Origin of the sequence: Bifidobacterium catenulatum PV20-2, assembly GCF_000800455.1 — a bacterium.
GTDB lineage: Bacteria > Actinomycetota > Actinomycetes > Actinomycetales > Bifidobacteriaceae > Bifidobacterium > Bifidobacterium kashiwanohense_A.
Map to the genome: position 1 here is coordinate 320,461 of NZ_CP007456.1, position 21,614 is coordinate 342,074.

Genomic DNA, 21,614 nt, shown 5'->3' on the forward strand with positions numbered 1-21,614 from the left:
CTATTTATTGCCTTCCAGCTGGGCCTTCAACCCCTCCAAAGCGGCAAAACGAATATCGGTCACATCATGATGATGGTCCGGTTCCTCGTTCAAATCGGCACCGCACTGCGAGCACAATCCCAAGCAATCCGGTTTGCACAACGGTTGCAGCGGCAGTTCCTCAACCAGCGTGTCGCGCAGCAAAGCCTCGATATCGGCCCAGGAGCCGCCTTCAAGCAGCGGATACGAATCTTCCGACTCGTCTTCGCCGGCAATAATGTCGACTTCTTCTTCCTTGACGCCGCCCTTGCCATTTTTGCCGCCCTTACCGGACGTAACGTTTGCGGACTTGTCTTCATACGGGAAGAACGAGGTGACGTTCACCGTCCAATCGCGCTTGATCGGTTTCAAGCAACGGGTGCATTCCGCATGCACGGGGGCGCTGATACGGGCGTTGAAAATCAAGCCGTCAACAATCGAATCAAACGATCCGACAACAGCGACGTCAGCACCCTCCTCAACGCCGACGATCTCATCGCCGATGCCGCTCGGTGCGGGGAAAGTCGCGTCGATCTCCTTGCTTTGCCCGGCTCGTGAGGCGACCTGCGCCACGGAAATCGCCCACGGGGAATCTTCGATACGTGCCATGTTCAGCCTTCCATTCAGCTTTCCGGATAGTCGTTTGCGTCAAGATGCGGCACATGCGTGCTCGCTTCGCGCTGGCGATCATACAGTACGTTCAATCCCGCCTGCACGTCGTTGCCAAGCTTGCCGAGCTGCTGTTGCAGCGTTTCCATCACCGTGGTGCAGTATTTGTCGGCTCCCTGCGTGAGATGGTCGGCCCTGGCTTGCGCTTGGTCGAGAATAGCACGCGCCTTCTGCCGAGCCAGTTCGGTCACGTTTTCCTGCCCGGCGAGGAATTGCGCCTGCTCGTTGGCTTCACGTATCGTGTCTGCCGCACGCGATTGCGCCGAAGCGACGATGGCGTTGGCTTGCGTCTGCGCGCTTTCCAAACGTCGTTCCGACTCACGCATCAACGCCGAGGCGCGTTCCAGCTGCACCGGCATCATTTTCTTCAACTGGTCGAGCTGTTCGGTGAATTCGTCGCGGTCGACGCGCACGCTGCCGGGGAAGAACAGTATCGGTTTCGCTTCGTCCAATGCCGATTCGAGTTTGTCGATGATGTCGTACACGGTGGTGAATTCGTCGCGGCTCAAATCGTTGGAATCGTCCAGCGGCGCGTTGGGATTGAACGTGTTGCGTAAATCCGGCAGATCAGACATGGAAATCAACGGTTTGATCGGCTCGGCGGCGCGTTCCGTGGCTTGCGCCTTCTGACCGGACTGGGCCGTCCGATCGATTGGGCGTTCGGCAGTCACGTCGTCGTCAAACTGGCTGTCAGCCGGATCGTACGCATTCGTTTCTTCACCCATCATGCTCTCTTTTCATTGTTAAGCGCTTCGCCGAGCAGCGGAATCACGCAATCGGGCACCATGCCAGTCACATCGCCGCCGTGGCGAGCCACATCTTTCACTATCGAACTGGAAATATGTTCCAAATCAGGTGCCGCCGGCAAAAACAGCGTTTCCACATCGGCAAGCTTGCGATTGACTAACGCCATACCCAACTCGGCCTCATAATCGCCATTCTGGCGAAGACCCTTCACAATAACCGTCGCGCCGACCTTTTTGCAATAGTCGGTAATCAGTCCGGTTGTTGAAGAAACCTTGATATTGCGGCAATTCCGCTTTTCAAGCGCCTTACGGATGATCTCAACGCGGGTCTCTTCGGAAAACATCGGTGTTTTCGCCGCGTTCACCGCCACCACAACATGCACTTCATCGAAAAAACGCGCGCAACGTTCGATGACGTCCAAATGTCCGGCGGTTACTGGGTCGTACGACCCGGGGCAAACTGCAATTGTCATAGCCTCAAGCGTACCGCGGTTGCGTGAAATTACGCGAAGTGTCGGCGAATATGTGGGTTTTCATGGCTATGATGGAGGCAGTGGTGCCGCGGTTGCGGCGTATTTGAGGAGTTGATTATGGCATTTTCGATGTTTGGGGATCGCGACGGCTTCATTGACGAGGCTGATCCGGTCTCGCCGCTTTCCAATCCGGATGCTGGTACCGGCACTGCGGTGCTGGAACGTCCCGAAGAGGAGACGAAGCTGGATGATGGCGGCAATGGTGATGCGGATCGTTTCGCACATTATGTGTCGCGCGATCGCATTGCCGAGTCCCGTCGCACCGGCCGACCGGTGGTGGCGTTGTGCGGCAAGGTGTGGGTGCCGAAGCGTGATCCTTCGCAGTTCCCGGTATGCCCGGATTGCAAACGCATCTACGACGAAATGATGAACTCCAACTTCTGATCGTTTTTCTCATCGTATTTCTCGTCGTATGGTGATTTTGGAATTTCACTGAGATTTCTGAAGATTGCCGAACGCTATCACGTATAAAAAATCTGCCGAGATGGTCTCTGTATCGAAATTGTTTTCGATAATTTAGATTGTCTTGGCAGATTTTTATTGCTATCGCGTTTTATTGTCGGCTTGCTTTTTTGAAATATCCGCGTTTAGCGCAGCGAGATTTCGTCGATGCGGCGCAGCTCCTCATCGCTGAACGTGGTGTTCTTCAGCGCGCCGATATTGTCGAGCAGCTGCTGCGGGCGGGATGCGCCGACAAGCACGGACGTTACGTAACCGTCGTGCAGCAGCCAGGCGAGCGCCATTTCGGCGAGCGTCTGACCACGTTCGGCGGCAAGGTCGTTCAGGTCGCGGATCTGCTGCAGGCGTTCCGGTGTCAACGCGCTTTCCTTGAGGAAGCGGCCGTCATGTGCGATGCGGCTGTCTGCGGGCACGCCGTTGAGATAGCGGTTCGTGAGCAGGCCCTGCTCGAGCGGCGAGAATGTGATGAGGCCTTTGCCGAGCTTTTTTGCGGTTTCCTTCAAGCCGTTGCGTTCCACAGTGCGGTCGAAAATGTTGTAGCGGTTCTGGTTGATGATGAACGGCACGTGCAGCTCATCGAGGATTGCGGTGGCCTTTTCGAGCGTCGGGCCGTCGTAGTTGCTCAAGCCCACGTACAGCGCTTTGCCGCTTTGCACGGCGGTTGCCAGTGCGCCCATGGTTTCTTCGAGCGGCGTGGAGGAATCCATGTGGTGATGGTAGAAAATGTCGACGTAGTCAAGGCCGAGACGTTCGAGGCTCTGATCGAGGGAGGCGAGCAGATATTTGCGGCTGCCGAGATCGCCGTAGGGGCCGAGCCACATTTCGTAGCCGGCTTTGGTGCTGATGATCAGTTCGTCACGATGATGATGGAAATATTCGTGCAAGAGACGGCCGCAGTTCTTTTCCGCGCTGCCCGGTTCGGGGCCGTAATTGTTGGCGAGGTCGAAATGCGTGATGCCGTTGTCGAATGCGGTGAACACGATGTCGCGCATGGTGGCGTATGGCGTAATATCGCCGAAATTATGCCAAAAACCGAGCGAAACCGCTGGAAGTTTCAGACCGCTCGCACCCACATGGTTGTAGGTCATGGAGTCGTATCGGGTGGGTGACGGCGTGTAGACGGTGGTCGGTTCGAGCATTGTTCCTCCTTGAAAACTATGCGTATTCCGCTGTGCGCTGTGTTACTTGTGACAGCGCATGCCGTGAGTTTATCAACGATTCTATCGTCGCACTTCAAGTAAACTTGAACGCAAATATCGTCGATAGTGTGTTTTCCGATGATTGCCAATCGCAAGGAATCGCAAAATCGCAGAAAACGTAGAAATGAGACGGGAAGATGGCAACATATACGATTCGTGAGGTTGCGCAACGATTCCATGTGCAGACGTCAACCTTGCGCTATTACGAGGATCAGGGGCTGCTGTGCAATGTGGAACGCGACGATGCGGGGCGGCGCGTGTACACCGACGCGCATATTGGGCGGCTCAAGGCGATCGCCTGCTTCAAACATGCGGGCATGAGCATCGACGAACTCAAGCGCTTCTTCGCCTACGAAAAGGATGAGCGCGCACATATCGCGGACATGTTGGAATTGTTGGAATCGCGGCATCATGCGATTCTGGAGCAGCGGGCCGCGCTGGAAGAAGCGTACATGCATGTATTGCGCAAACTGCACTTGTACCGCGATATTCAGCACAGTATTGAAACCGGCGAGCCGTACCCGGATTGGTCGAACTACGATGGCAGGGATTTTCGTGCCGACGATCGGTGAAGATTAGTGACGATTGATGGAGATCGGTGCCGCCCGGTGGCGTCCGGTTGGCGAAGATCGGAAACGGTGAGGTTCGGTGGCGTTCGGTGAGAATCGGCAAACAAAAGGTGTGGAACCGTAAACTACGGTTCCACACCTGATAGCAATTGTTGCGTCTTGTCTTGCGACGGCTTGTTCGACCCCGCGTCGGCCTTGCTTCTCTTACTTCAGCAGGGCGGCCACGGACGGCAGCAGAGCACGCAAGGCCTTGCCTCGGTGGGAGATGGAGTTCTTTTCGGCCGGTTCCATCTGCGCGGAAGTGAGTTTCTCGCCCGCTTCCGTGGCACGGGCGGGCTGATCGTCGGGCACGAACAGTGGATCATATCCGAAGCCATGCTCGCCATGTGGTCCATGCAGCAGCACACCCGGCATTTCGCCGATTTCCACAGTCTCGCTGGCAATCGTATAACGGCCGTCGGTGCCGGCGCCAGCTTCGGTTTCCGGCACCACCAGCGCGGCTGCGCAACGGAAACGCGCGGTACGCTTGGCGTCCGGAATGTCGGCGATCTGCGCGAGCAGCAGCGCATTATTGGCTTTGTCGTCGCCATGCTTGCCCGACCAACGTGCGGAAAGAATGCCGGGGGCATTGCCCATCACGTCGACGATCAGGCCGGAATCGTCGGCGATCGCCGGGCAGCCTGTGCGCGCTGCCACGTCGCGGGCCTTGAGTAGCGCATTCTCTTGGAAGGTCACGCCGTCTTCCACCGGATCCGGCAGATTCAGCGAGCCGGCGGACACCAGCTCCACCTGAGTCGCGTCCTCACCCAGGCAATCTTCCAGAATGCGATTGATTTCAACGAGTTTGCCTTCGTTATGGGTTGCGACGATGATTCTCACGTTCCGATTCCTTTCGTTGCTGTTCGTTGCTTCGTTGATGTCGGCTTGCCTGACGTGCGCTTGACGTGCCCTGGCTTGCCTGACCTACGCTCGTTTTGCGAGGCCAGCCTACGATTGGCTTGCGGCCGTTTCAGTCCTGTGCGAGCGCGGCCTGCTGTGCGGCCTGCAGTTCCTTGTTGCCCTTTTCCGCCAGATCGAGCAGCTCGTTCAGCTCGGCGCGGTTGAACGGACGATGCTCCGCGGTGCCCTGAATCTCAATGAATTCGCCGGATCCGGTCATGGCCACATTCATGTCGGTCATGGCCTTGCTGTCTTCGATATACGGCAGATCAAGCATCGGCTTGCCGTCAATCACGCCCACGGACACGGCGGAAACACTGTCTTTGATCACGCGGTCGGCAGACCTGATGTGCTTGCGCTTCTCGGCCCAACGCATGGCGTCCACGAGCGCCACGTACGCGCCGGTGATCGATGCGGTTCGGGTGCCGCCGTCAGCTTGCAGCACGTCGCAGTCGATCTGCACCTGGTTTTCGCCGAGCGCCTTCATGTCGACCACGCCACGCAGGCAGCGTCCGATCAGTCGGCTGATCTCGTGCGTGCGTCCGCCGATCTTGCCGCGCACGGATTCGCGATCAGTGCGGTCTGCGGTGGCTCGCGGCAGCATCGCATATTCTGCGGTGACCCAGCCCAGGCCGGAGTCCTTGCGCCAACGAGGCACGCCTGCGGTGAACGTGGCCGTGCACATTACGCGCGTATTGCCGCATTCCACGAGCACGGACCCTTCCGGAACATCCGTGAAATGACGAGTGATGCGCACCGGACGCAGCTCATCCACCTTACGTCCGTCCGCACGAATTACCGTCTGCCCGTCCAACATGTCTTTAATCGCTACCATCGTTGATTTCTCTGCTTTCGATTGATTACACGATCAACAATCGCTTGTATTTTCCGAAAAAACAGTATCACCAGCCGAAAACCCGTCTTGAGGTGCGTGAATCGTTTGCAATCGTCTTGCGACCATTTTGCGTCGTTTCCGCGTTTGTCTCACGTAATGCAGGCATGCAAGCACGTATGATGGAACGAAAACCTGTGTGTGGCCGCGGCGAGGCCTACGCTTATGGTCAGTTTCACCAAAAGTCAGAAAGGCTTTGGAAATGCTGGATTATTCACCTGCACTCATGACCGACATGTACGAATACACCATGCTTGACGCGTGTCTGAGGGACGGCACCGCCAATCGCAAGTGCGTATTCGAAATTTTCACCCGCCACCTGCCGCTTGGCCGCCACTACGGAGTGGCCGCCGGGCAAGGACGCATTCTTGACGCGCTTGAAAACTTCCATCTTGACGATAATGATCTGAAATTTCTTGCAGATCGCAAGGTGGTAGGCCCTGAAACCATCAAATGGCTTGAGAATTTCCATTTCTCCGGTTCAATCAAGGGCTATCGCGAAGGTGAGATGTTCTTCCCGAATTCGCCAATTCTGCAAGTCGAAGGCACGTTCGGCGAGTGCACGCTGCTGGAAACGCTGTTGCTGAGCATTCTGAATTACGATTCCGCGGTTGCGTCGGCGGCGTCCCGCATGGTCAGCGCAGCGAAGGATCGCCCATGCATGGATATGGGCGGCCGCCGAACGAACGAGTGGGCCGCCGTTGCCGCAGCCCGCGCCGCCGTAGTGGGTGGTTTCAAAGGCACGGCCAATCTGCTGGCCGCGCAAATGTATGGTTTGAAGGCCATTGGCACGGCCGCGCACTGCTTTACGCTGGTGCATGATGACGAGCGTAGCGCGTTTGAATCGCAGATCGCCGCGCTTGGCAAGAACACCACGCTGCTGGTCGACACGTACAACATTGAAGAGGCTGTGAAGACGGCTGTTGAGGTGGCTGGCCCCGAATTGGGCGGCGTGCGTATCGATTCCGGCGACTTGGCGTCGCTGGCGCAGCGTGTGCGCAACCAGCTGGACGCGTTGGGTGCCACCAACACGAAGATCACCGTTACCAACGATTTGGATGAGTATGCGCTCGCATCGCTGCAGACCGCGCCGGTCGATTCGTATGGTGTGGGCACCATGCTCGTCACCGGATCGGGCGCTCCGACCTGCGCGATGGTGTATAAGCTGACCGAACGCGAGAATTCCGCCGGCGACATGCAGCCGGTGGCCAAGAAGTCGAAGGACAAGGCCACGGTTCCGGGTCGCAAGCTTGCGTTCCGCTCGTACGAGTATTCGCTGGCCGATTGCGAACATGTGATTTCCGGTTCCGAAAAGCAGCTTGCCACATACCAACCGGAAGAAGGCTGGAAGGATCTGCTGGTCGACTACGTGTCCAACGGCGAAATCAACTCCGACTATCAGGGGCACGAAGCTATCGTCAACGCGCATAATTATCGCGCTCAGGCGCTGGCCGAACTGCCGATCGGTGCGCAAAGCCTCATGAAGGGCGATCCGGTGATCCCTACCGAAATCACCGTCCTTTGACTCGTGCTACCATCATGCTGGTTGCGTACGGCAATCAATCTCGTAATCAACCAGCATGAAGGGGTAGGATTACATGCGAGCATTTTCTCTGGTTACGTTGAGTCCGGAGGCGTTTGACGATTTTTCCGCACATCACGCGGACGGCAACTTCCAGCAGACCTCTGCCGCAGGCCGTCTGCGTGCCGGCCAAGGAATCGAAGTGGAATACCTTGGCGTTCAAGAAAACGGCAAAATCGTTGCGGGAGCGCTGTTCGAAACGCATCGCAGCCGCCTTTCCACCTTCAGTGTGGTGCACGACGGCCCCTTGTGTGACTATCGCGATCGCGAATTGACCGAATATTTCATGACCCAACTCAAGCAGCACGCGAAGGCGAAAGGTTCCGCACAGATGGAAATCGTGCCGGAAATGCCATACTGCCTGCATGACTCGCATGGCGGCGAACTGCCAGCCGACCAAGGTGGTGCTCCTGCTGATGATGCCGTGGAAACGTTGAAAAAGCTCGGCTTCATACATGATGGCTTCACAATCGGCTACACTGCGGTGCCGCGCTGGCGCTACTTGAAAGACCTGACTGGCATTACCGACGAAAAGTCACTGCTCAAGTCGTATGACAAGCGCACGCAGTGGAGCGTGAAACGTGCCGCATCCATGGGCGTGCATGTGCGCGAGCTAAGCGAAGACGAGCTGCAGGTGTTTGCCGACATCGAGCAAGTCACCGCCGAACGCCGTAATTTCGAATATCGCGGTGAAGCGTACTTCCGCAAGTTCAAGCAAGCCTATGGTAGCAAAGCCCACTTCATGGTGGCGCAGATTCACATCGGCGAATATATTGCCGACATGGAATCCAAGCGCGATGTCTTGCAGAAGAAGGTCGATACGCTGCAGGCCAAATACGATGAGCATCCGACCACCAAAACGGGACGCCAGTTAGGGGAAGAGTCCCGCAACCTTGCGGCGGCGGAAAAGCGTTTGGCTGAAGCGGCCGAGTATGCCAAAGATGGTGACGTGCTTCCGGCGGCGGCCTCCCTGTTCGTGGAACATGCGCGTGAAACGGTGTATCTGTTCTCGGGCAGCGTGGAGAAGTACAAGCCGTTCTACGCTTCCGCGCTTATTCAGCATGACGCCATGCTGCATCTGTGCGTGGAGCGTGGCGTGACTCGCTACAACTTCTACGGCATCGACGGCGTGTTCGACGATCCGAACAGCGAAGGCCGTGGCGTGCTCGAATTCAAGCAAGGTTTCAACGGGTATGTTGAGGAACTCATGGGTTCGTTCGTGCTTCCCGTGCGCCCGTTGGCATTCAAGCTCAAGACTTCCGTACGCAAACTCCTGCGCCGCTAGCTCGTCCTTTGCTTGGAGGTTTCTGGGCGCGGACTTATAGGCGCGCGAGGGTTATGTGAACGCGGTTGACAGCGACTGTAGGTCAGACTAGGTTATCGCCCTTGGGAAAAGGGGCTTTTAGCCGGTTTGAATAATGAAAGGCAGTGCGGATCGTGGCGCGAGAAATGAACGCGAGTGAGGAACAAGAGCGAGAATCGTCTGAATGGAATGTGCGTGAGCTGAGCGCCGGTGAATTTGATGCCCTTTCCGCTGCGAGCGAGTACGGCGGATTCCAGCAGACTTCCGAAATGGCGGTTTTGGCGCAATCTGAAGGCATGCAGACGCAGTATGTCGGAGTGGTGGATGCGCACGATGCTCCGGTGGCCGGCGCGTTGGTGGCTTTTTCGCAAGGGCGTTTCGGCGTGGAAGGTTCGTTGTGGCTTGGCCCGTTGTGCAATGGGAATGACGGCGAGCAGATGACCGCGTTGACCGACGGTTTGCGAGAGGTCGCCAAACGGGTTCATGCCATCAGCCTGACGTGCTGGCCCAACCAGGTGTATTGCGTTCGTGATTCGCAGGGCAAGGCCATGGGCGAACCCAATGATGAGATGGTACGGGAGTACGAGCGGCTGGGCTGGAAACATGCTGGCTTCACACGTGGGTACGATGCCCTGATGAACCGTTGGAATTACGTTAAGGACTTGAGCGAGTTCTCGAACGCCGGCGAACTGCTCGCTTCGTATGCGAAGAACACGCGTCGTAACGTCAAGATCGCGCGGAACAGCGGCGTGGAGGTTCGACGCCTGAATCGTAGCGAGCTGAACGTGTTCCACGATATTTGCGAGCTGAGTAGCGAACGCCAGCATTTCGCCAACCGTAGCCTTGATTATTTCGAACGCGTATATGACGCGTTTGGAGACAAGGCCGAGTTCATGGTGGCGGAAGTGCATCTTGACCGCTATCTGCAATCATGGGAAGAAAAGCTGGCGAAGTTTTCGAAAGACGCGGAACGCTTGGAGCGTTCGCTTGAGCATACGAAGTACCCGGATGATGTGCGCAAGAAGCTCGATACGGCTCGGAAGAATGTGGAGTCCGCACGTCGCCGCATCGAGGACGCGCATGAGCGCATCGCTCGTGACGGAGAAGTGGTGCCGGTCGCCGTAGGTCTGTTCATGTGGCATGAACGCGAGCTGGTGTATTTCTCCAGTGGATCCGACGACCGTTACGCCAAGTTCTACGCGCCCACCGCCTTGCAGCATGAGATGATGTCGCGTTGCTTGGAACGGGGGGTGACGCGGTACAACTTCTATGGCATTTCGGGAGTGTTCGACGACCCGGAAGACGATGGACGCGGCGTGTTGGAGTTCAAGCAGGGCTTCAACGGCTACGTTGAGGAACTGCCGGGCGAATTCACGCTTCCGGTGAGCAGGCTGCGCTGCGGCGTGAGCGATCTTGCCCACAAACTCCTGCGCCGCTAGTCCTAGGGGTCGGGCCTGCACCACACTGAAAGTGGAAAGGTGGACGCGACGCGGATTTGCGCGGGATGAGTTTTTCTGATAGGCTTTGTGTCTTGTGCGCGGATGGCGTATGCATGCCGGGCATTGCCACTTTAGCTCAGTCGGTAGAGCGGCTCACTCGTAATGAGCAGGTCGACAGTTCGATTCTGTCAAGTGGCTCCAGCGCCCTAGATGTGAAAGCATCTAGGGTTTTGCATATCAGGAGCGTTTCGTTCCGGTATGGCTACTTGCGCGAGTGGCGGAATTGGTAGACGCGCAGGATTTAGGTTCCTGTGTCTTTGACGTGTGGGTTCAAGTCCCATCTCGCGCACTTTCAGAAAACGGCGGAAGCCTGCCTGTTCTTGGCCATCGTAGACCATTCAATGAGCCTTTTTTGAGAGCATTTCGCACGTTTTCATCCCGATTCTTCCAGTGAATGGATGTTTTTCCGCTGGGATGGCTTTGAGTGGTGGATTATTCCAGTGGGCGGGGAATTAGGGCTGTGGGGAATCGGTTTGGTGGCGTGGGATGCTCCTAAGATGACTTTGGATAGGAAGAGAATCCTAAGGATTAGGGGGATGTTGTGTCTGCGCTGATTCAGCCTGTTGCGTTGCTACTGATTATCCTCGCCGGATATCTGTTCAAGCGAGCCGGCCTGTTCAAGGATCGCGATTATCGCATTATGCAGACCGCTATTTTCAATTTGGTGCTGCCGGGCGCGATTGTCTATTCGTTTGCTACGAATCCGCATGATTCCAGCCTGTTGCTGATTGCGCTGTTCGGCCTGATCGTTGCGTTCATTCCGCCGGTCGTGGTTTTCCTGACGTCCCGCCATCGTCCGGTGCAGGATCGCGCGTTCATGATGTTGAACGGCTCCGGCTTCAACGTTGGTTGCTTCTGTTTCCCCGTAGTGCAGGCTTTTCTTGGCACGGGTGCGATCGTGCCCGCCGCTATGTTCGACATTGGCAATTGCGTGATGGTTGCTGCCGGCACGAATGTGATGACGCAGACGCTGCTGCATATCAAGCCTGGCATGCCGCTTACCGAGCAGTATCAGGGCAATGCGCCCACGCTCCCGCATGTGAAGCTGAAAGACAAGGATGCCAAGCGTCTTGCCCGCAAGGCTTTGGCCCGCAATGTGTTCAAGGGGTTCTTCGGTTCGGTTCCGTTCGACACGTACTTGGTGATGATTATTCTCACGCTCGCTAACGTGAAGATTCCTGACATTATTGCCACGCTTGTGCAGCCGCTTTCTAACGCGAATTCGTTCTGTGCGATGCTGATGGTGGGCATGCTTATGGATTTGCCGTCTGGCAGGCAGGATGTGTTGAAGCTTCTCAAGGTGATTGGTTGGCGACTGCCGTTCGGTATTGCGTTTGCCGCTGCGGCTTGGCTGCTGCTTCCGTTCAGTGCTGAGATTCGTGAGACGGCCGCCTTGTGCTGCTTGGCGCCGATTGCCGTGTTTTCCACGCTGTTTACCGACAAGGTGCTTGGCAATGCGAAGCTTGCTGGTTTTACGCTGTCGATTACTGCGATTATCAGTTTGCTGCTGATGACTGGCGCTCACTTCGTGTTCGTCGCGCTCGCATAAGAGCGGCAAGGAGATCTTTACCGGGTGCAGGAGATTGTTTGTGACCCTGCAGAACGCGAAGTCGTTGAATGATTGCTTGCTGGTAGTTGCAGTGCCATTTTCTTGTCGTTCACTGCATAATGCGATCGTTTCGTTTATTACATGTTTGGAAGCGTGACGAAGACTTGAGGCGGAACTATGCACACGATTTCAGTAATCGTCAAAAGTGTGCATGTCGAAGATGAAGGTGGTCGGAACCGCACTATATTGCGAATCCTGGCGAATGTGTTAATTCAGGAAACATTTTTGTGTTGTTCTGTCTTATTTTGTGGGTATCTTGTGAGATGAAGAGATACGGAATGCGGCATGCGGAAATCTGCAGAGATCCTCAGCTCGTTCCGCTTCATAGTGATGATGAAAGGACCTACACACCATGGCCATCAATCCTCCTGTTGACGCCACCAAGACCCCGGAGTGGGCCGCACTGCAGAAGCACTACGATGAGCTGCAGTCCGAAGGCATCAGCCTCAAGCAGTGGTTCGCCGATGACGCCGAGCGCGTCGAGAAGCTGAGCTTCGATGCGGGCGATCTGCACTTCGACCTGTCCAAGAACCTGATCAAGCCGGAAACCCTGCAGCTGTTCGCAGACCTCGCCAAGGCCGTCAAGCTCGACGAGCGCACCAAGGCCATGTACACCGGCGTGCACATCAACAACACCGAAGACCGCGCCGTGCTGCACACCGCACTGCGCCGCCCGGCCGAAGACGAAGGCAAGTACATCGTTGACGGACAGGACACCGTCAAGGACGTGCGCGAAGTGCTTGGCCGCATCTACGCCTTCGCCGACAAGGTTCGTTCCGGCGAATGGACCGGTGTCTCCGGCAAGAAGATCGAAACCGTGGTCAACATCGGCATCGGCGGTTCCGACCTGGGTCCCGTCATGGTGTACGAAGCACTGAAGCCGTACGCTGACGCAGGCATCTCCGCACGCTACATCTCCAACATCGACCCGAACGATCTGGCCGAAAAGACCAAGGGCCTCGACCCGGAGACCACCCTGTTCATCGTCGTTTCCAAGACCTTCACCACCCTGGAAACCCTGACCAACGCTCGTGAAGCCCGCACTTGGCTGCTCGACGCCCTCAAGGCCGCCGGCGCAGTCGACGGCTCCGACGAGAAGAACGCCGAAGCCATCAAGAAGCACTTCGTCGCCGTCTCCACCAACCTGGAGAAGGTCGCCGAGTTCGGCATCGACCCGGCCAACGCCTTCGGCTTCTGGAACTGGGTTGGCGGCCGCTACTCCGTGGACGCAGCCGTCGGCACCTCCCTCGCCGTGGTGTTCGGACCGGAACGCTTCGAAGAGTTCCTGCACGGCTTCCACGAGATCGACGAATACTTCGCCAACACCCCGTTCGAGAAGAACGTGGTCGTGCTGCTCGGCATGCTGAACGTGTGGTACCGCAACTTCTTCAAGGTCGCCTCCCACGCCGTGCTGCCGTACGACCAGTACCTGCACCGCTTCCCGGCTTACCTGCAGCAGCTGACCATGGAATCCAACGGCAAGTCCGTGCGTTGGGACGGCACCCCGGTCACCTCCGAAACCGGCGAAATCTTCTGGGGCGAGCCGGGCACCAACGGCCAGCACGCCTTCTACCAGCTGATTCACCAGGGCACTCAGCTGATTCCGGCCGACTTCATCGCGTTCGTGAACACCCCGAACCCGACCAAGGACGGCGACCAGGACGTGCACGAGCTGTTCCTCGGCAACTACTTCGCACAGACCAAGGCTCTGGCCTTCGGCAAGACCGCTGACGAAGTGCGCGCAGAAGGCACTCCGGAAGAGATCGTTCCGGCCCGCGTGTTCACCGGCAACCGCCCGACCACCTCCATCTTCGGCGTGGCACTGACCCCGTTCGCAATCGGCGAGCTCATCGCCCTGTACGAGCACATCACCTTCGTTGAAGGCACCGTGTGGGGTCTGGACTCCTACGATCAGTGGGGCGTTGAGCTGGGCAAGCAGCTTGCCAAGCAGATCACCCCGGCCATCTCCCAGGATGACGAGGCTCTGGCCGCTCAGGACGCTTCCACCCAGTCCCTGATCAAGTTCTACCGCGCAAATCGCAAGTTCTGATTTCAGAGAAATCAGAACGCTGCGTTCAGCGACGCATATAGCGCCGTAGCGCAATAACTTCCAAAGGGCTCTGCATTTCGGTGCAGAGCCCTTTTTGTTGCCCCTGAACCATCATTTCCAAATATCCAAGCTCCGCGTTTCGTGCGAAATCAGCACAATGAAGTGCATATCATGCATAGGAGCAGTATTTTCCGCAGATAATAGCCATTCTTTGAAATAGTCAATCATTAAGAACTTTTGCGGCGAGTTTTGGGCGGCGTGAGGTCTGGTGGGTGGGGTATTTTTGAATATTGCTGTGCCGGGATTCAGGACGCCGCATAATCCTGGGTCCCTTCGGGTCCAGCCGGAAACAATCGCAAGATTGAGCGGAACTTTGCACGAACGCAAACTTTGCGAACGCAAGTTGCACGAACGTGAGTTGCCGCGATTTTCGGCGGATTGGCAATCCTTCGCAGGCAGACCTGCGAAGAACATACCAGGCAGAACGAATTTGCGAAAATCGTGAAGCCCTTACCTGTGCGCTGATATGCGGCGGCGACTCGAGGAAACACAATGGTTAACGCTATTGAAGCATTTGACGCCAAGCACCTGAAGCCGGCCGAGGAAATCCCGGCATTCCGTCCGGGTGACACCGTTGAAGTCAACGTGAAGATCCAGGAAGGCAACAACTCCCGTATCCAGGCCTTCACCGGCGTTGTGATCGCTCGTCAGGGCGGCGGCGTTCGTGAGACCTTCGTTGTTCGTAAGATTAGCTTCGGCACCGGTGTGGAGCGCCGCTTCCCGCTGCACTCCCCGGTCATCGACTCCATCAAGGTGGTCCGTAAGGGCCGTGTGCGTCGCGCCAAGCTGTACTACCTGCGCAACCTGCGCGGTAAGGCCGCTCGTATCGTTGAGCGCCGCGACAACTCCGAGAAGTGAGTTTCAAACGCAAATAAAGCGTGAAATTGGCCCTCAGCCTTACGGCTGGAGGGCCTTTTTCTATTCTTGGCCGCTATGATAAGGGTCAGTGTGCAAACCGGACGATAAAGGAATCATGTATGAGGCATGCCAAAGAAGAAAACAATAGCGGCGACAGCTTTGGCTTGCGCGACACCTTGGTTTGGTGCGGAATTCCAATTATTATCGTGCTGCTGATACGTATTTTCCTGCTCGGATTCTACGTGATTCCCTCCGGATCCATGATGAACACCATCGAACCAGGCGACCGCGTGATCACCTCGAAACTCACCCCGAAAGTCTTCGACCTGAAACGCGGCGACGTGGTGGTGTTCAAAGACCCCGACCACTGGTTGCAGCAGGAAGACAGCAGCAAACTCGGCGGCGACTACCTCATCAAACGACTCATCGGACTGCCAGGAGACACCGTGGCATGCGAAGGGCCGGGCAAGCCGATCACCATCAATGGTGTGGCGATTGACGAAAGCGCATACATTCGCCCAGGCGTGGACCCCAGTTCATTCGCGTTCAACGTGACCGTGACCGAAGGACACGTGTTCGTTATGGGCGACAATCGCGCCAATTCCGCCGATTCGCGCTACCATCAGAACGATTCCTCACATGGACTCGTGCCCATTTCCGACGTAGTGGGTGTCGGACTCGCGAAATATTGGCCATTGAACCGCATCGGCGGGCTCGATGCGCACCATGAAGTGTTCGCCGACGTTCCGGAAGGAGGCTCGGCGGTCTGATGGCGGTTTCCGTAATTCCCACATTGGATTTGGAACGCGCTATTGCCGAACAAGGCTATGATGTGATCGTCGGCTTTGACGAGGTGGGGCGTGGATCTCTCGCAGGGCCGGTAATGGTTGGTGCGGCTGCGATTTGGGCGCGTGACTTGGATGGGGCGGCTGGAGCTTCGCAAGGAGGCTCACAAGAATCTTCGCATCTGGAAGTGCCGAAAGGCGTGGCCGACTCCAAAATGCTGACCGAACACAAGCGCGAAGCCATCTTCGACGAACTCGAACAATGGTGCGCCGCATGGGCGGTCGGAGCGGCCTCCAATACGGAAATCGACGAATGGGGTATTTCGTACGCTCTCGGCGTGGCGGCACTGCGGGCGCTCGCCGAAGCGGAACGCAAGCTTGGCATTGGCGGGGGTGAATCTGCTGGAATCGCGGGGTCTTCTGAATCATCGGAAGCGTTGAACAATCTGAAAATCGGCGCGATTCTTGACGGGCCGAACGACTACATCACCAAAGCGCTCAACACCTTCGACGCACCCGATGTGCCAATTCCGGCGGACGTGACCTGCAAAGTCAAAGGCGACCGGCATTGCGCGACCGTGGCGACGGCGGCCGTCATCGCCAAAGTCACACGAGACCGACTCATGGTCAAACTCGCCGCGCAGCCGCAATATGCGCCCTACGAATGGGCCAACAACAAAGGCTACGGATCGGCGGCACACCGCGAAGCCATCGTCGAACACGGCCCCAGCGACCTGCACCGCCTGTCCTGGCACCTCGTCTGACATACGGCATCTCATCCGCAGTCCGCGATTACGCTAATCCTTGCGGATGATGCATGCCGGAAGGAAACCTGTAAGTTCATCCCGCCGTCTGATGGCCGGGACCAATCCGTTTCCGTACCGTAGGAAACATGGAACACATACTTCAGGCGACCGATCTGGTCATGGATTATTCGACCCAACAGGCGACACCAAACGCAACACACATGTTGGCGCTCAATCACGTAGATTTCGGCATCCAGGCAGGCGAAAGCATCGCGGTCATGGGACCGTCCGGTTCCGGCAAATCGACGTTACTGCACGCACTCGCCGGCATCATCACCCCGACAGCCGGCAATGTGATGTTTCGCGGTGCCAACCTAGCGCGGTTGAGTGACGCTGACCGCACCAAACTGCGCCGCAGCGCCTTCGGCTTCGTCTTCCAATCCGGACAACTGCTGCCGGAACTGCCGGCCATCGAAAACATCGCGTTGCCGATGATGCTGGGCGGCGCAAGCTACCAGCAGGCCACCGACACGGCCATGCTATGGCTGGAACGATTGGGATTGCGCCAGCTCGCGCAACGACGTCCCGGCGAAATGAGCGGCGGCCAGATGCAGCGCATCGCCATCGCACGTGCGCTCGCCGCGCAGCCGGCAGTCATCTTCGCCGATGAACCGACCGGCGCGCTCGACCAGACCACCGGCCACGAAATCATGAGCATTCTCATGCGGACCGCACGACAGACCGGCGCGGCCGTGGTCGTGGTGACGCACGATTCGAACGTGGCCGCATTCTGCGATGCCACCGTTACTATGCGTGATGGCAGGTTGAGCTCGCCGCAGCAATCCCAACCTACCGCCGGAGGCGCACGATGAACATGTTCCGATTATGGCGATTGTTCCACCGCTCCGGCACCCGCGGCACATCCGGCCGCACCTCTGCGCTGGCCATCGTTGCCTTCGCATCCGCCACCGCCGTCTTCCTAACCGTGCTCGGAGGCCTGCATGGCTTCATCTGGCGGGCCTCCGCCGACCACACGTTCGGTTGCATGATCGATTCCAACAAGTGCGCGCCCGGTACATACGAAACATGGTCCAAAGCCCTGGCGCACGCCGACAAGCTCGTTGCCACGGTCGGCGACGGCCATTGGACGGCCGACCAGGCCACAGCCGTCATGAACACCTATTCCGACGGCTATGTGATGCTCGCCGCATTCGCCAGTCTGCTACTCATCGTGCCGTTCGTGGCGCTCGCCGGCTCGGCGGCCCGTCTCGCGGCCTCCCGCAGGGACGCACGTCTCGCCGCACTGCGACTTGCGGGCGCCACCACCGCGCAGGTCACGAAACTCACCGCGCTCGATGCGGGTGGCCAGGCTCTGCTTGGCGCGCTGGTTGGCATGACCGGCTACTTCGCGCTGATACCGGCGATCATGCTGCTCGACTTCCAAAACCAGCATTTCACCTTCGAACAGTTGTGGGTGGGACTGCCTGCCCTGGCGGCTGTGACCGTCGGAGTCACGCTGCTTGCCTTGGTCTCCGCGCTGGTCGCCCTACGCCGCGTGTCCATCACCCCGCTTGGCGTGATGCAACGTACCGGACAACCCATGCCGTCCGCATGGCGTGCACTGATTTTTCTTGCCGTGTTGGCCGTAGGCTACCTGCTGCTCAACAGCATCTCCGCATTCGCGCACTTGGGTCAGATGGTGGTCTACGCCATCATCTTCGGCGTCTTCTTCCTCGGCTTCGCCATGGTGAACGTCGTCGGTACCTGGGTGGTGGCGATGCGCGCCAGATCGCGTGCGAAACACCCGAAGGACGCGGCCACTATGATTGCCATGCGCCGTATCCTCGACAATCCCAAGCGTGCTTGGCGCAACGTGTCCGGTGTGGCGCTCGCTGTGTTCATCGCGGGGATGACGTCGGTGTGCGGATTGCTCGCCACCGGAATCGGAGGCAACCACGACCCGTTCGACCCATCTATGCTGTACATGCGCGATATAGCGATGGGTGGTTTCCTGACGCTCGCCTTTGCCGCGGTGCTCGCCGCCGTCAGTTCCGGCGTGATGCAGACGGGCAACGTCTACGACCAGGCCGACGAGTACCGCATGCTTGCGTTGGAAGGCACGGATGAGGCGACGCTCGACAAGGCACGCATGATGGAAGTGATCACCCCGCTCAACACGGTGATGGCCGTTTCATTAGGGTGCTCGGTGTTGTTGCTGTTTCCGATTCTGGCAATGTCGTTGCTCAATCCGGCTTCGTTGCTTACGTTGGCCGCGGGAATCGGCTTGTGTTATGCGCTGATGGTGCTCGGAGGGTGTGCCGCGAATCATGCGGCGCACGAGCTCGGTCATGCCGGCTACCGTACGGACGATTGATGGCCTCGCCGCGGCGGTCGTGGATACCGCGGCGAGGACTGGCGAGATCAGCCGAGGAGCACCGCGATGATTGCGATGAAGATCGGTGAGGTCAGTGTCGAGAAGAGAATGCCGTCGCGTGCGAACGAGAGACCCACGTTGTACCGCGCCGCGTAGTTGTAGACGTTCTGCCCGGTCGGCAGGGCGGCGAGCACCACGCACGCGTACAGCGTGGCGCCGCGGAAGCCCATCACGAAATACGACAGCAGGAACGCGATGATCGGCATCACAATGTTCTTCAAAGCGGCCACCGTGAATACCGCCGGAATATTCGACTTATCCTGCAACGGCTTTGTGCCGTGCAACGACATGCCGAACGCCATCAGAATCATCGGTACTGCGGAATCGCCGATCATGTCGGTCGGATCGTAAATACAGTCCGGCACCACGAAATGACCGGCTTTTGCGGAAAGCGCGGATACGGCGATGCCCAGCAGCGAACCGATAAGCAGCGGCTGATGCAGCGGCTGCTTCAGAATCTCCCTCGTGGAGACCTTGCCTTTGGTGGTCACGTCGAGCACGGTCAGGCCGATCGGTGTGAACACCGCCTGTTGCATGACCAGAATCGGCGCGACCAAAGCGGGATTGCCCAGAATGTACGTGGCGATCGGCAGACCGATGTTGTTGGAGTTCAGATACAGGGAATTCAACGCGCCGATGGTGGCATCCGCCGCCTTCAGATGGAAGAACAGCCTATTGAGGATCAGAAACACCAATCCGACCAGCACGGCCGAGAAGAACGCCACAACAATGGAGGAGTGGAATATCTCGAAGATTCTCTCCTTGGACAGGATGGCGAACATCAGGCACGGGCTCGATACGAAAAAGCTGAACCTGTTGAGCACCATCTGCGCGGTAGATCCGCCTATGCGCATGCGCGCGGCCACGTAACCGGTGCCGATGACGATGCCAATGACGCAGAAGCCTTCCAATGCGCTTAACAGACCCAGCATGACACTCTTCCTTTCGCTCTCGGCCGTTGGTTTGGCCGCTATCCAGTGTTGCACCATGCATATGGATAACATCCGACCCGTCTCAAAAGCGTTGTCGAACGGCGATGTCGGTTCTGGTGGTGCTGGATAATGGGCGGTATGAACAAACTTGAGATTGGATTTTCCGCTTCCGCTACCAGGCAGGAGCAGCTGAACGGGCTGATGGAACAGATCATGGGATCCTATTCCGTGAGCGACGACGAAGGGCCGTTGACCGATGCCGTCGAAGCGTTTCTGAACAAGCAGGCGCATCTTACGGTACGCAGGCATGGCGATACGCTGGTTGCGTCCACGAATTCCGGACGTGAACGCCGCGTGATTCTCGCCGGGCATCTTGACACAGTGCCGGTGATCGACAACTTCCCGCCGCGATGGCTGGAACCAGGCAATCCGCTGATTCGCGAGGATGTTGCCGCCGGCCATGAGAAGGAGCGCGTGATATGGGGGCGCGGTGCCACCGATATGAAGGGCTCCGACGCAGTGATGCTGTATTTGGCGGCCACGTTGACGGATGCGAAATACGATCTGACATACGTGTTCTACGACCACGAAGAGGTTGCTGCCGAAAAGAACGGCCTACGCAAGGTGGTCGAAGCGCATCCTGATTGGATTTCCGGCGATTTTGCGATTATTGGCGAGCCGACCGATTGCGGTATTGAAGGTGGCTGCAATGGCACGATGCGTTTCGACGTGATCACGCATGGCATTGCGGCACATTCGGCGCGAGCGTGGATGGGCAAGAACGCCATTCATGCGGCCGCTGAGATTCTGAACCGGCTGAACGCTTATGAAAATCGTGCGATTGAAGTGGATGGCCTGACGTATCAGGAGGGGCTGAATGCCACGCTGATTTCAGGCGGCAAAGGCACGAATGTGATCCCCGACGAATGCCGCGTGCATGTCAACTACCGTTTTGCCCCCGACAAGTCGTTGGCTGAGGCGAAGGCGCTGATGATTGGCGCGGATGCCGGTGCGGAATTGGGTAACGGCGAGCATGTCGCCACAGGCGGCGTGTTCGAAGGCTTCGGCATTGAGATGAAAGACGAGTCGCCTTCCGCACGTCCGGGGTTGACGTCGCCGCTCGCGCAGTCGCTGGTGGAATTGGTGCGCGAGCGCACTGGGCGTGAGCCTCTGGCTAAGCTTGGCTGGACGGATGTGGCGCGATTCTCGATGCTGGGCATTCCCGCAGTGAATCTAGGCGCGGGCAGTCCGTTGCTGGCACACAAGCACGACGAGCAGCTGCCGGAATCGGATTTGCTGTTGATGACCAATCTGCTTGAAGACTGGCTGAAGTAGCTGTCTGCTGCCTTTTTCTGCCTTCTGTTTTCTGCCTGCTATCGGCTGTTTGTTGTTTTCCGTCTTCTGTCTGCACAACCTAAGAAAGCACCCCGATCTGCGACTTGTGTAGACGGAAAAACGACTTGTGCAGACGGGGTCTGGGATTTGCGGGCGGGGAAAGCGGGCGGCGGGTTGCGGGATCCGGAAAATTTCCCGTCATGTCACGCTCCGTTGTTTTTTGTGTCATACTTATAGACGGTGGTTCTGCAAATCACCAATGCATCCGATGGCGTTGATCCCCTCGCGTGAAGTTCATGTGTGCCCGCGAGCGCCGGTGTCCGCCGTCGCATGATGAGGACTTTTGACGGAAGTTGCTTCCTACGGGCGCCATGATGCGCGGCCACGGTGAGAGCGT

Annotated in this window: 19 protein-coding genes, 2 tRNA genes and 1 pseudogene; 15 read left to right on the forward strand and 7 right to left on the reverse strand. The window is 57.7% G+C overall.

All coding sequences use genetic code 11. From position 1 onward, the window contains the following. The 3 genes from AH68_RS01235 to coaD are packed head-to-tail and all read right to left on the reverse strand — an operon-like array spanning position 1 to position 1,906. Entirely contained in the window at positions 1-627 is a 627-nt protein-coding gene (locus tag AH68_RS01235; protein ID WP_039196902.1) for a YceD family protein, read from the reverse strand. A 14-nt stretch (positions 628-641) separates the two neighbouring features. Continuing rightward, positions 642-1,415: an ATP synthase subunit B family protein gene (locus tag AH68_RS01240; protein WP_039196904.1), complete on the reverse strand. Its 774-nt coding sequence runs from the start codon at positions 1,413-1,415 to the stop codon at positions 642-644. Further along, a complete protein-coding gene (coaD, locus tag AH68_RS01245) occupies positions 1,412-1,906 on the reverse strand; it encodes a pantetheine-phosphate adenylyltransferase (protein ID WP_039196906.1) in 495 nt (164 codons plus the stop codon). Before coaD ends, AH68_RS01240 begins: the two co-directional genes overlap by 4 nt. A gap of 117 nt (positions 1,907-2,023) precedes the next feature. Between coaD and AH68_RS01250 the strand changes: the two genes are divergently transcribed. Then, positions 2,024-2,350, forward strand: coding sequence for a DUF3039 domain-containing protein (locus AH68_RS01250; RefSeq protein ID WP_039196907.1), 327 nt, complete (start codon positions 2,024-2,026; stop codon positions 2,348-2,350). A 203-nt stretch (positions 2,351-2,553) separates the two neighbouring features. Here the strand turns inward: AH68_RS01250 and AH68_RS01255 are convergent, their stop codons facing one another. Beyond that, positions 2,554-3,564 carry an aldo/keto reductase gene (locus tag AH68_RS01255; protein WP_039196908.1) on the reverse strand — a complete coding sequence of 337 codons (1,011 nt, stop codon included), beginning with the start codon at positions 3,562-3,564 and terminating at the stop codon, positions 2,554-2,556. A 197-nt stretch (positions 3,565-3,761) separates the two neighbouring features. Here AH68_RS01255 and AH68_RS01260 point away from each other — a divergent pair, with 197 nt between their 5' ends. Continuing rightward, positions 3,762-4,196: a MerR family transcriptional regulator gene (locus AH68_RS01260; protein WP_039196910.1), complete on the forward strand. Its 435-nt coding sequence runs from the start codon at positions 3,762-3,764 to the stop codon at positions 4,194-4,196. Positions 4,197-4,397: 201 nt separating this feature from the next. Here the strand turns inward: AH68_RS01260 and AH68_RS01265 are convergent, their stop codons facing one another. After that, on the reverse strand, positions 4,398-5,072 hold the full coding sequence (locus AH68_RS01265; protein ID WP_039196913.1) for a non-canonical purine NTP pyrophosphatase: 675 nt from the start codon (positions 5,070-5,072) through the stop codon (positions 4,398-4,400). A 130-nt stretch (positions 5,073-5,202) separates the two neighbouring features. After that, the gene (rph, locus tag AH68_RS01270; protein ID WP_039196915.1) at positions 5,203-5,967 is read right to left on the reverse strand and encodes a ribonuclease PH; all 765 of its coding nucleotides are present in this window, start codon (positions 5,965-5,967) and stop codon (positions 5,203-5,205) included. A gap of 259 nt (positions 5,968-6,226) precedes the next feature. On the opposite strand from rph, the gene AH68_RS01275 reads away from it, so the two are divergent. The 12 genes and pseudogenes from AH68_RS01275 to AH68_RS01330 all read left to right on the forward strand — a co-directional run bounded on the left by AH68_RS01275 (position 6,227) and on the right by AH68_RS01330 (position 18,890). Then, the gene (locus AH68_RS01275) at positions 6,227-7,549 is read left to right on the forward strand and encodes a nicotinate phosphoribosyltransferase (protein WP_039196917.1); all 1,323 of its coding nucleotides are present in this window, start codon (positions 6,227-6,229) and stop codon (positions 7,547-7,549) included. Positions 7,550-7,622: 73 nt separating this feature from the next. Continuing rightward, the gene (locus AH68_RS01280) at positions 7,623-8,891 is read left to right on the forward strand and encodes an aminoacyltransferase (RefSeq protein ID WP_039196919.1); all 1,269 of its coding nucleotides are present in this window, start codon (positions 7,623-7,625) and stop codon (positions 8,889-8,891) included. A gap of 152 nt (positions 8,892-9,043) precedes the next feature. Further along, on the forward strand, positions 9,044-10,348 hold the full coding sequence (locus tag AH68_RS01285) for an aminoacyltransferase (RefSeq protein ID WP_236682427.1): 1,305 nt from the start codon (positions 9,044-9,046) through the stop codon (positions 10,346-10,348). Positions 10,349-10,473: 125 nt separating this feature from the next. Then, positions 10,474-10,549, forward strand: a tRNA-Thr gene (locus tag AH68_RS01290). Positions 10,550-10,616: 67 nt separating this feature from the next. After that, a tRNA-Leu gene (locus AH68_RS01295) sits at positions 10,617-10,697 on the forward strand. Positions 10,698-10,949: 252 nt separating this feature from the next. Continuing rightward, on the forward strand, positions 10,950-11,957 hold the full coding sequence (locus AH68_RS01300; protein WP_039196921.1) for an AEC family transporter: 1,008 nt from the start codon (positions 10,950-10,952) through the stop codon (positions 11,955-11,957). Between the two features lie 412 nt (positions 11,958-12,369). After that, a complete protein-coding gene (gene pgi, locus AH68_RS01305; protein ID WP_039196923.1) occupies positions 12,370-14,067 on the forward strand; it encodes a glucose-6-phosphate isomerase in 1,698 nt (565 codons plus the stop codon). A 552-nt stretch (positions 14,068-14,619) separates the two neighbouring features. Continuing rightward, positions 14,620-14,985: a 50S ribosomal protein L19 gene (gene rplS, locus AH68_RS01310; RefSeq protein WP_039196924.1), complete on the forward strand. Its 366-nt coding sequence runs from the start codon at positions 14,620-14,622 to the stop codon at positions 14,983-14,985. 119 nt (positions 14,986-15,104) lie between these two features. Continuing rightward, positions 15,105-15,755 carry a signal peptidase I gene (gene lepB / locus AH68_RS01315; protein WP_039196925.1) on the forward strand — a complete coding sequence of 217 codons (651 nt, stop codon included), beginning with the start codon at positions 15,105-15,107 and terminating at the stop codon, positions 15,753-15,755. Then, entirely contained in the window at positions 15,755-16,534 is a 780-nt protein-coding gene (locus tag AH68_RS01320; protein WP_039196926.1) for a ribonuclease HII, read from the forward strand. The genes lepB and AH68_RS01320 overlap by 1 nt, the downstream gene beginning before the upstream one ends. Positions 16,535-16,695: 161 nt before the next feature. Then, a pseudogene (locus tag AH68_RS01325) lies at positions 16,696-17,385 on the forward strand (ABC transporter ATP-binding protein); the annotation flags it as partial. Then, positions 17,385-18,890, forward strand: coding sequence for an ABC transporter permease family protein (locus AH68_RS01330; protein WP_039196930.1), 1,506 nt, complete (start codon positions 17,385-17,387; stop codon positions 18,888-18,890). The pseudogene AH68_RS01325 and the gene AH68_RS01330, both read left to right, overlap by 1 nt. 47 nt (positions 18,891-18,937) lie before the next feature. On the opposite strand, the gene AH68_RS01335 is transcribed toward AH68_RS01330, so the two are convergent. Beyond that, the gene (locus AH68_RS01335) at positions 18,938-19,882 is read right to left on the reverse strand and encodes an AEC family transporter (RefSeq protein ID WP_039196932.1); all 945 of its coding nucleotides are present in this window, start codon (positions 19,880-19,882) and stop codon (positions 18,938-18,940) included. 138 nt (positions 19,883-20,020) lie between these two features. Here AH68_RS01335 and dapE point away from each other — a divergent pair, with 138 nt between their 5' ends. Continuing rightward, complete coding sequence (gene dapE / locus AH68_RS01340; RefSeq protein WP_039199667.1) at positions 20,021-21,217, forward strand: succinyl-diaminopimelate desuccinylase; 1,197 nt, start codon at positions 20,021-20,023, stop codon at positions 21,215-21,217. Positions 21,218-21,614 lie beyond the last annotated feature (397 nt).

Excerpts from the sequence above, each read along its gene's own strand:
- AH68_RS01235 (WP_039196902.1), bottom strand. The coding sequence starts at position 627 with ATGGCACGTATCGAAGATTCCCCGTGGGCGATTTCCGTGGCGCAGGTC.
- AH68_RS01240 (WP_039196904.1), bottom strand. The coding sequence starts at position 1,415 with ATGATGGGTGAAGAAACGAATGCGTACGATCCGGCTGACAGCCAGTTT.
- coaD (WP_039196906.1), bottom strand. The coding sequence starts at position 1,906 with ATGACAATTGCAGTTTGCCCCGGGTCGTACGACCCAGTAACCGCCGGA.
- AH68_RS01250 (WP_039196907.1), top strand. The coding sequence starts at position 2,024 with ATGGCATTTTCGATGTTTGGGGATCGCGACGGCTTCATTGACGAGGCT.
- AH68_RS01255 (WP_039196908.1), bottom strand. The coding sequence starts at position 3,564 with ATGCTCGAACCGACCACCGTCTACACGCCGTCACCCACCCGATACGAC.
- AH68_RS01260 (WP_039196910.1), top strand. The coding sequence starts at position 3,762 with ATGGCAACATATACGATTCGTGAGGTTGCGCAACGATTCCATGTGCAG.
- rph (WP_039196915.1), bottom strand. The coding sequence starts at position 5,967 with ATGGTAGCGATTAAAGACATGTTGGACGGGCAGACGGTAATTCGTGCG.
- AH68_RS01275 (WP_039196917.1), top strand. The coding sequence starts at position 6,227 with ATGCTGGATTATTCACCTGCACTCATGACCGACATGTACGAATACACC.
- AH68_RS01280 (WP_039196919.1), top strand. The coding sequence starts at position 7,623 with ATGCGAGCATTTTCTCTGGTTACGTTGAGTCCGGAGGCGTTTGACGAT.
- pgi (WP_039196923.1), top strand. The coding sequence starts at position 12,370 with ATGGCCATCAATCCTCCTGTTGACGCCACCAAGACCCCGGAGTGGGCC.
- rplS (WP_039196924.1), top strand. The coding sequence starts at position 14,620 with ATGGTTAACGCTATTGAAGCATTTGACGCCAAGCACCTGAAGCCGGCC.
- lepB (WP_039196925.1), top strand. The coding sequence starts at position 15,105 with ATGAGGCATGCCAAAGAAGAAAACAATAGCGGCGACAGCTTTGGCTTG.
- AH68_RS01320 (WP_039196926.1), top strand. The coding sequence starts at position 15,755 with ATGGCGGTTTCCGTAATTCCCACATTGGATTTGGAACGCGCTATTGCC.
- AH68_RS01330 (WP_039196930.1), top strand. The coding sequence starts at position 17,385 with ATGAACATGTTCCGATTATGGCGATTGTTCCACCGCTCCGGCACCCGC.
- AH68_RS01335 (WP_039196932.1), bottom strand. The coding sequence starts at position 19,882 with ATGCTGGGTCTGTTAAGCGCATTGGAAGGCTTCTGCGTCATTGGCATC.
- dapE (WP_039199667.1), top strand. The coding sequence starts at position 20,021 with ATGAACAAACTTGAGATTGGATTTTCCGCTTCCGCTACCAGGCAGGAG.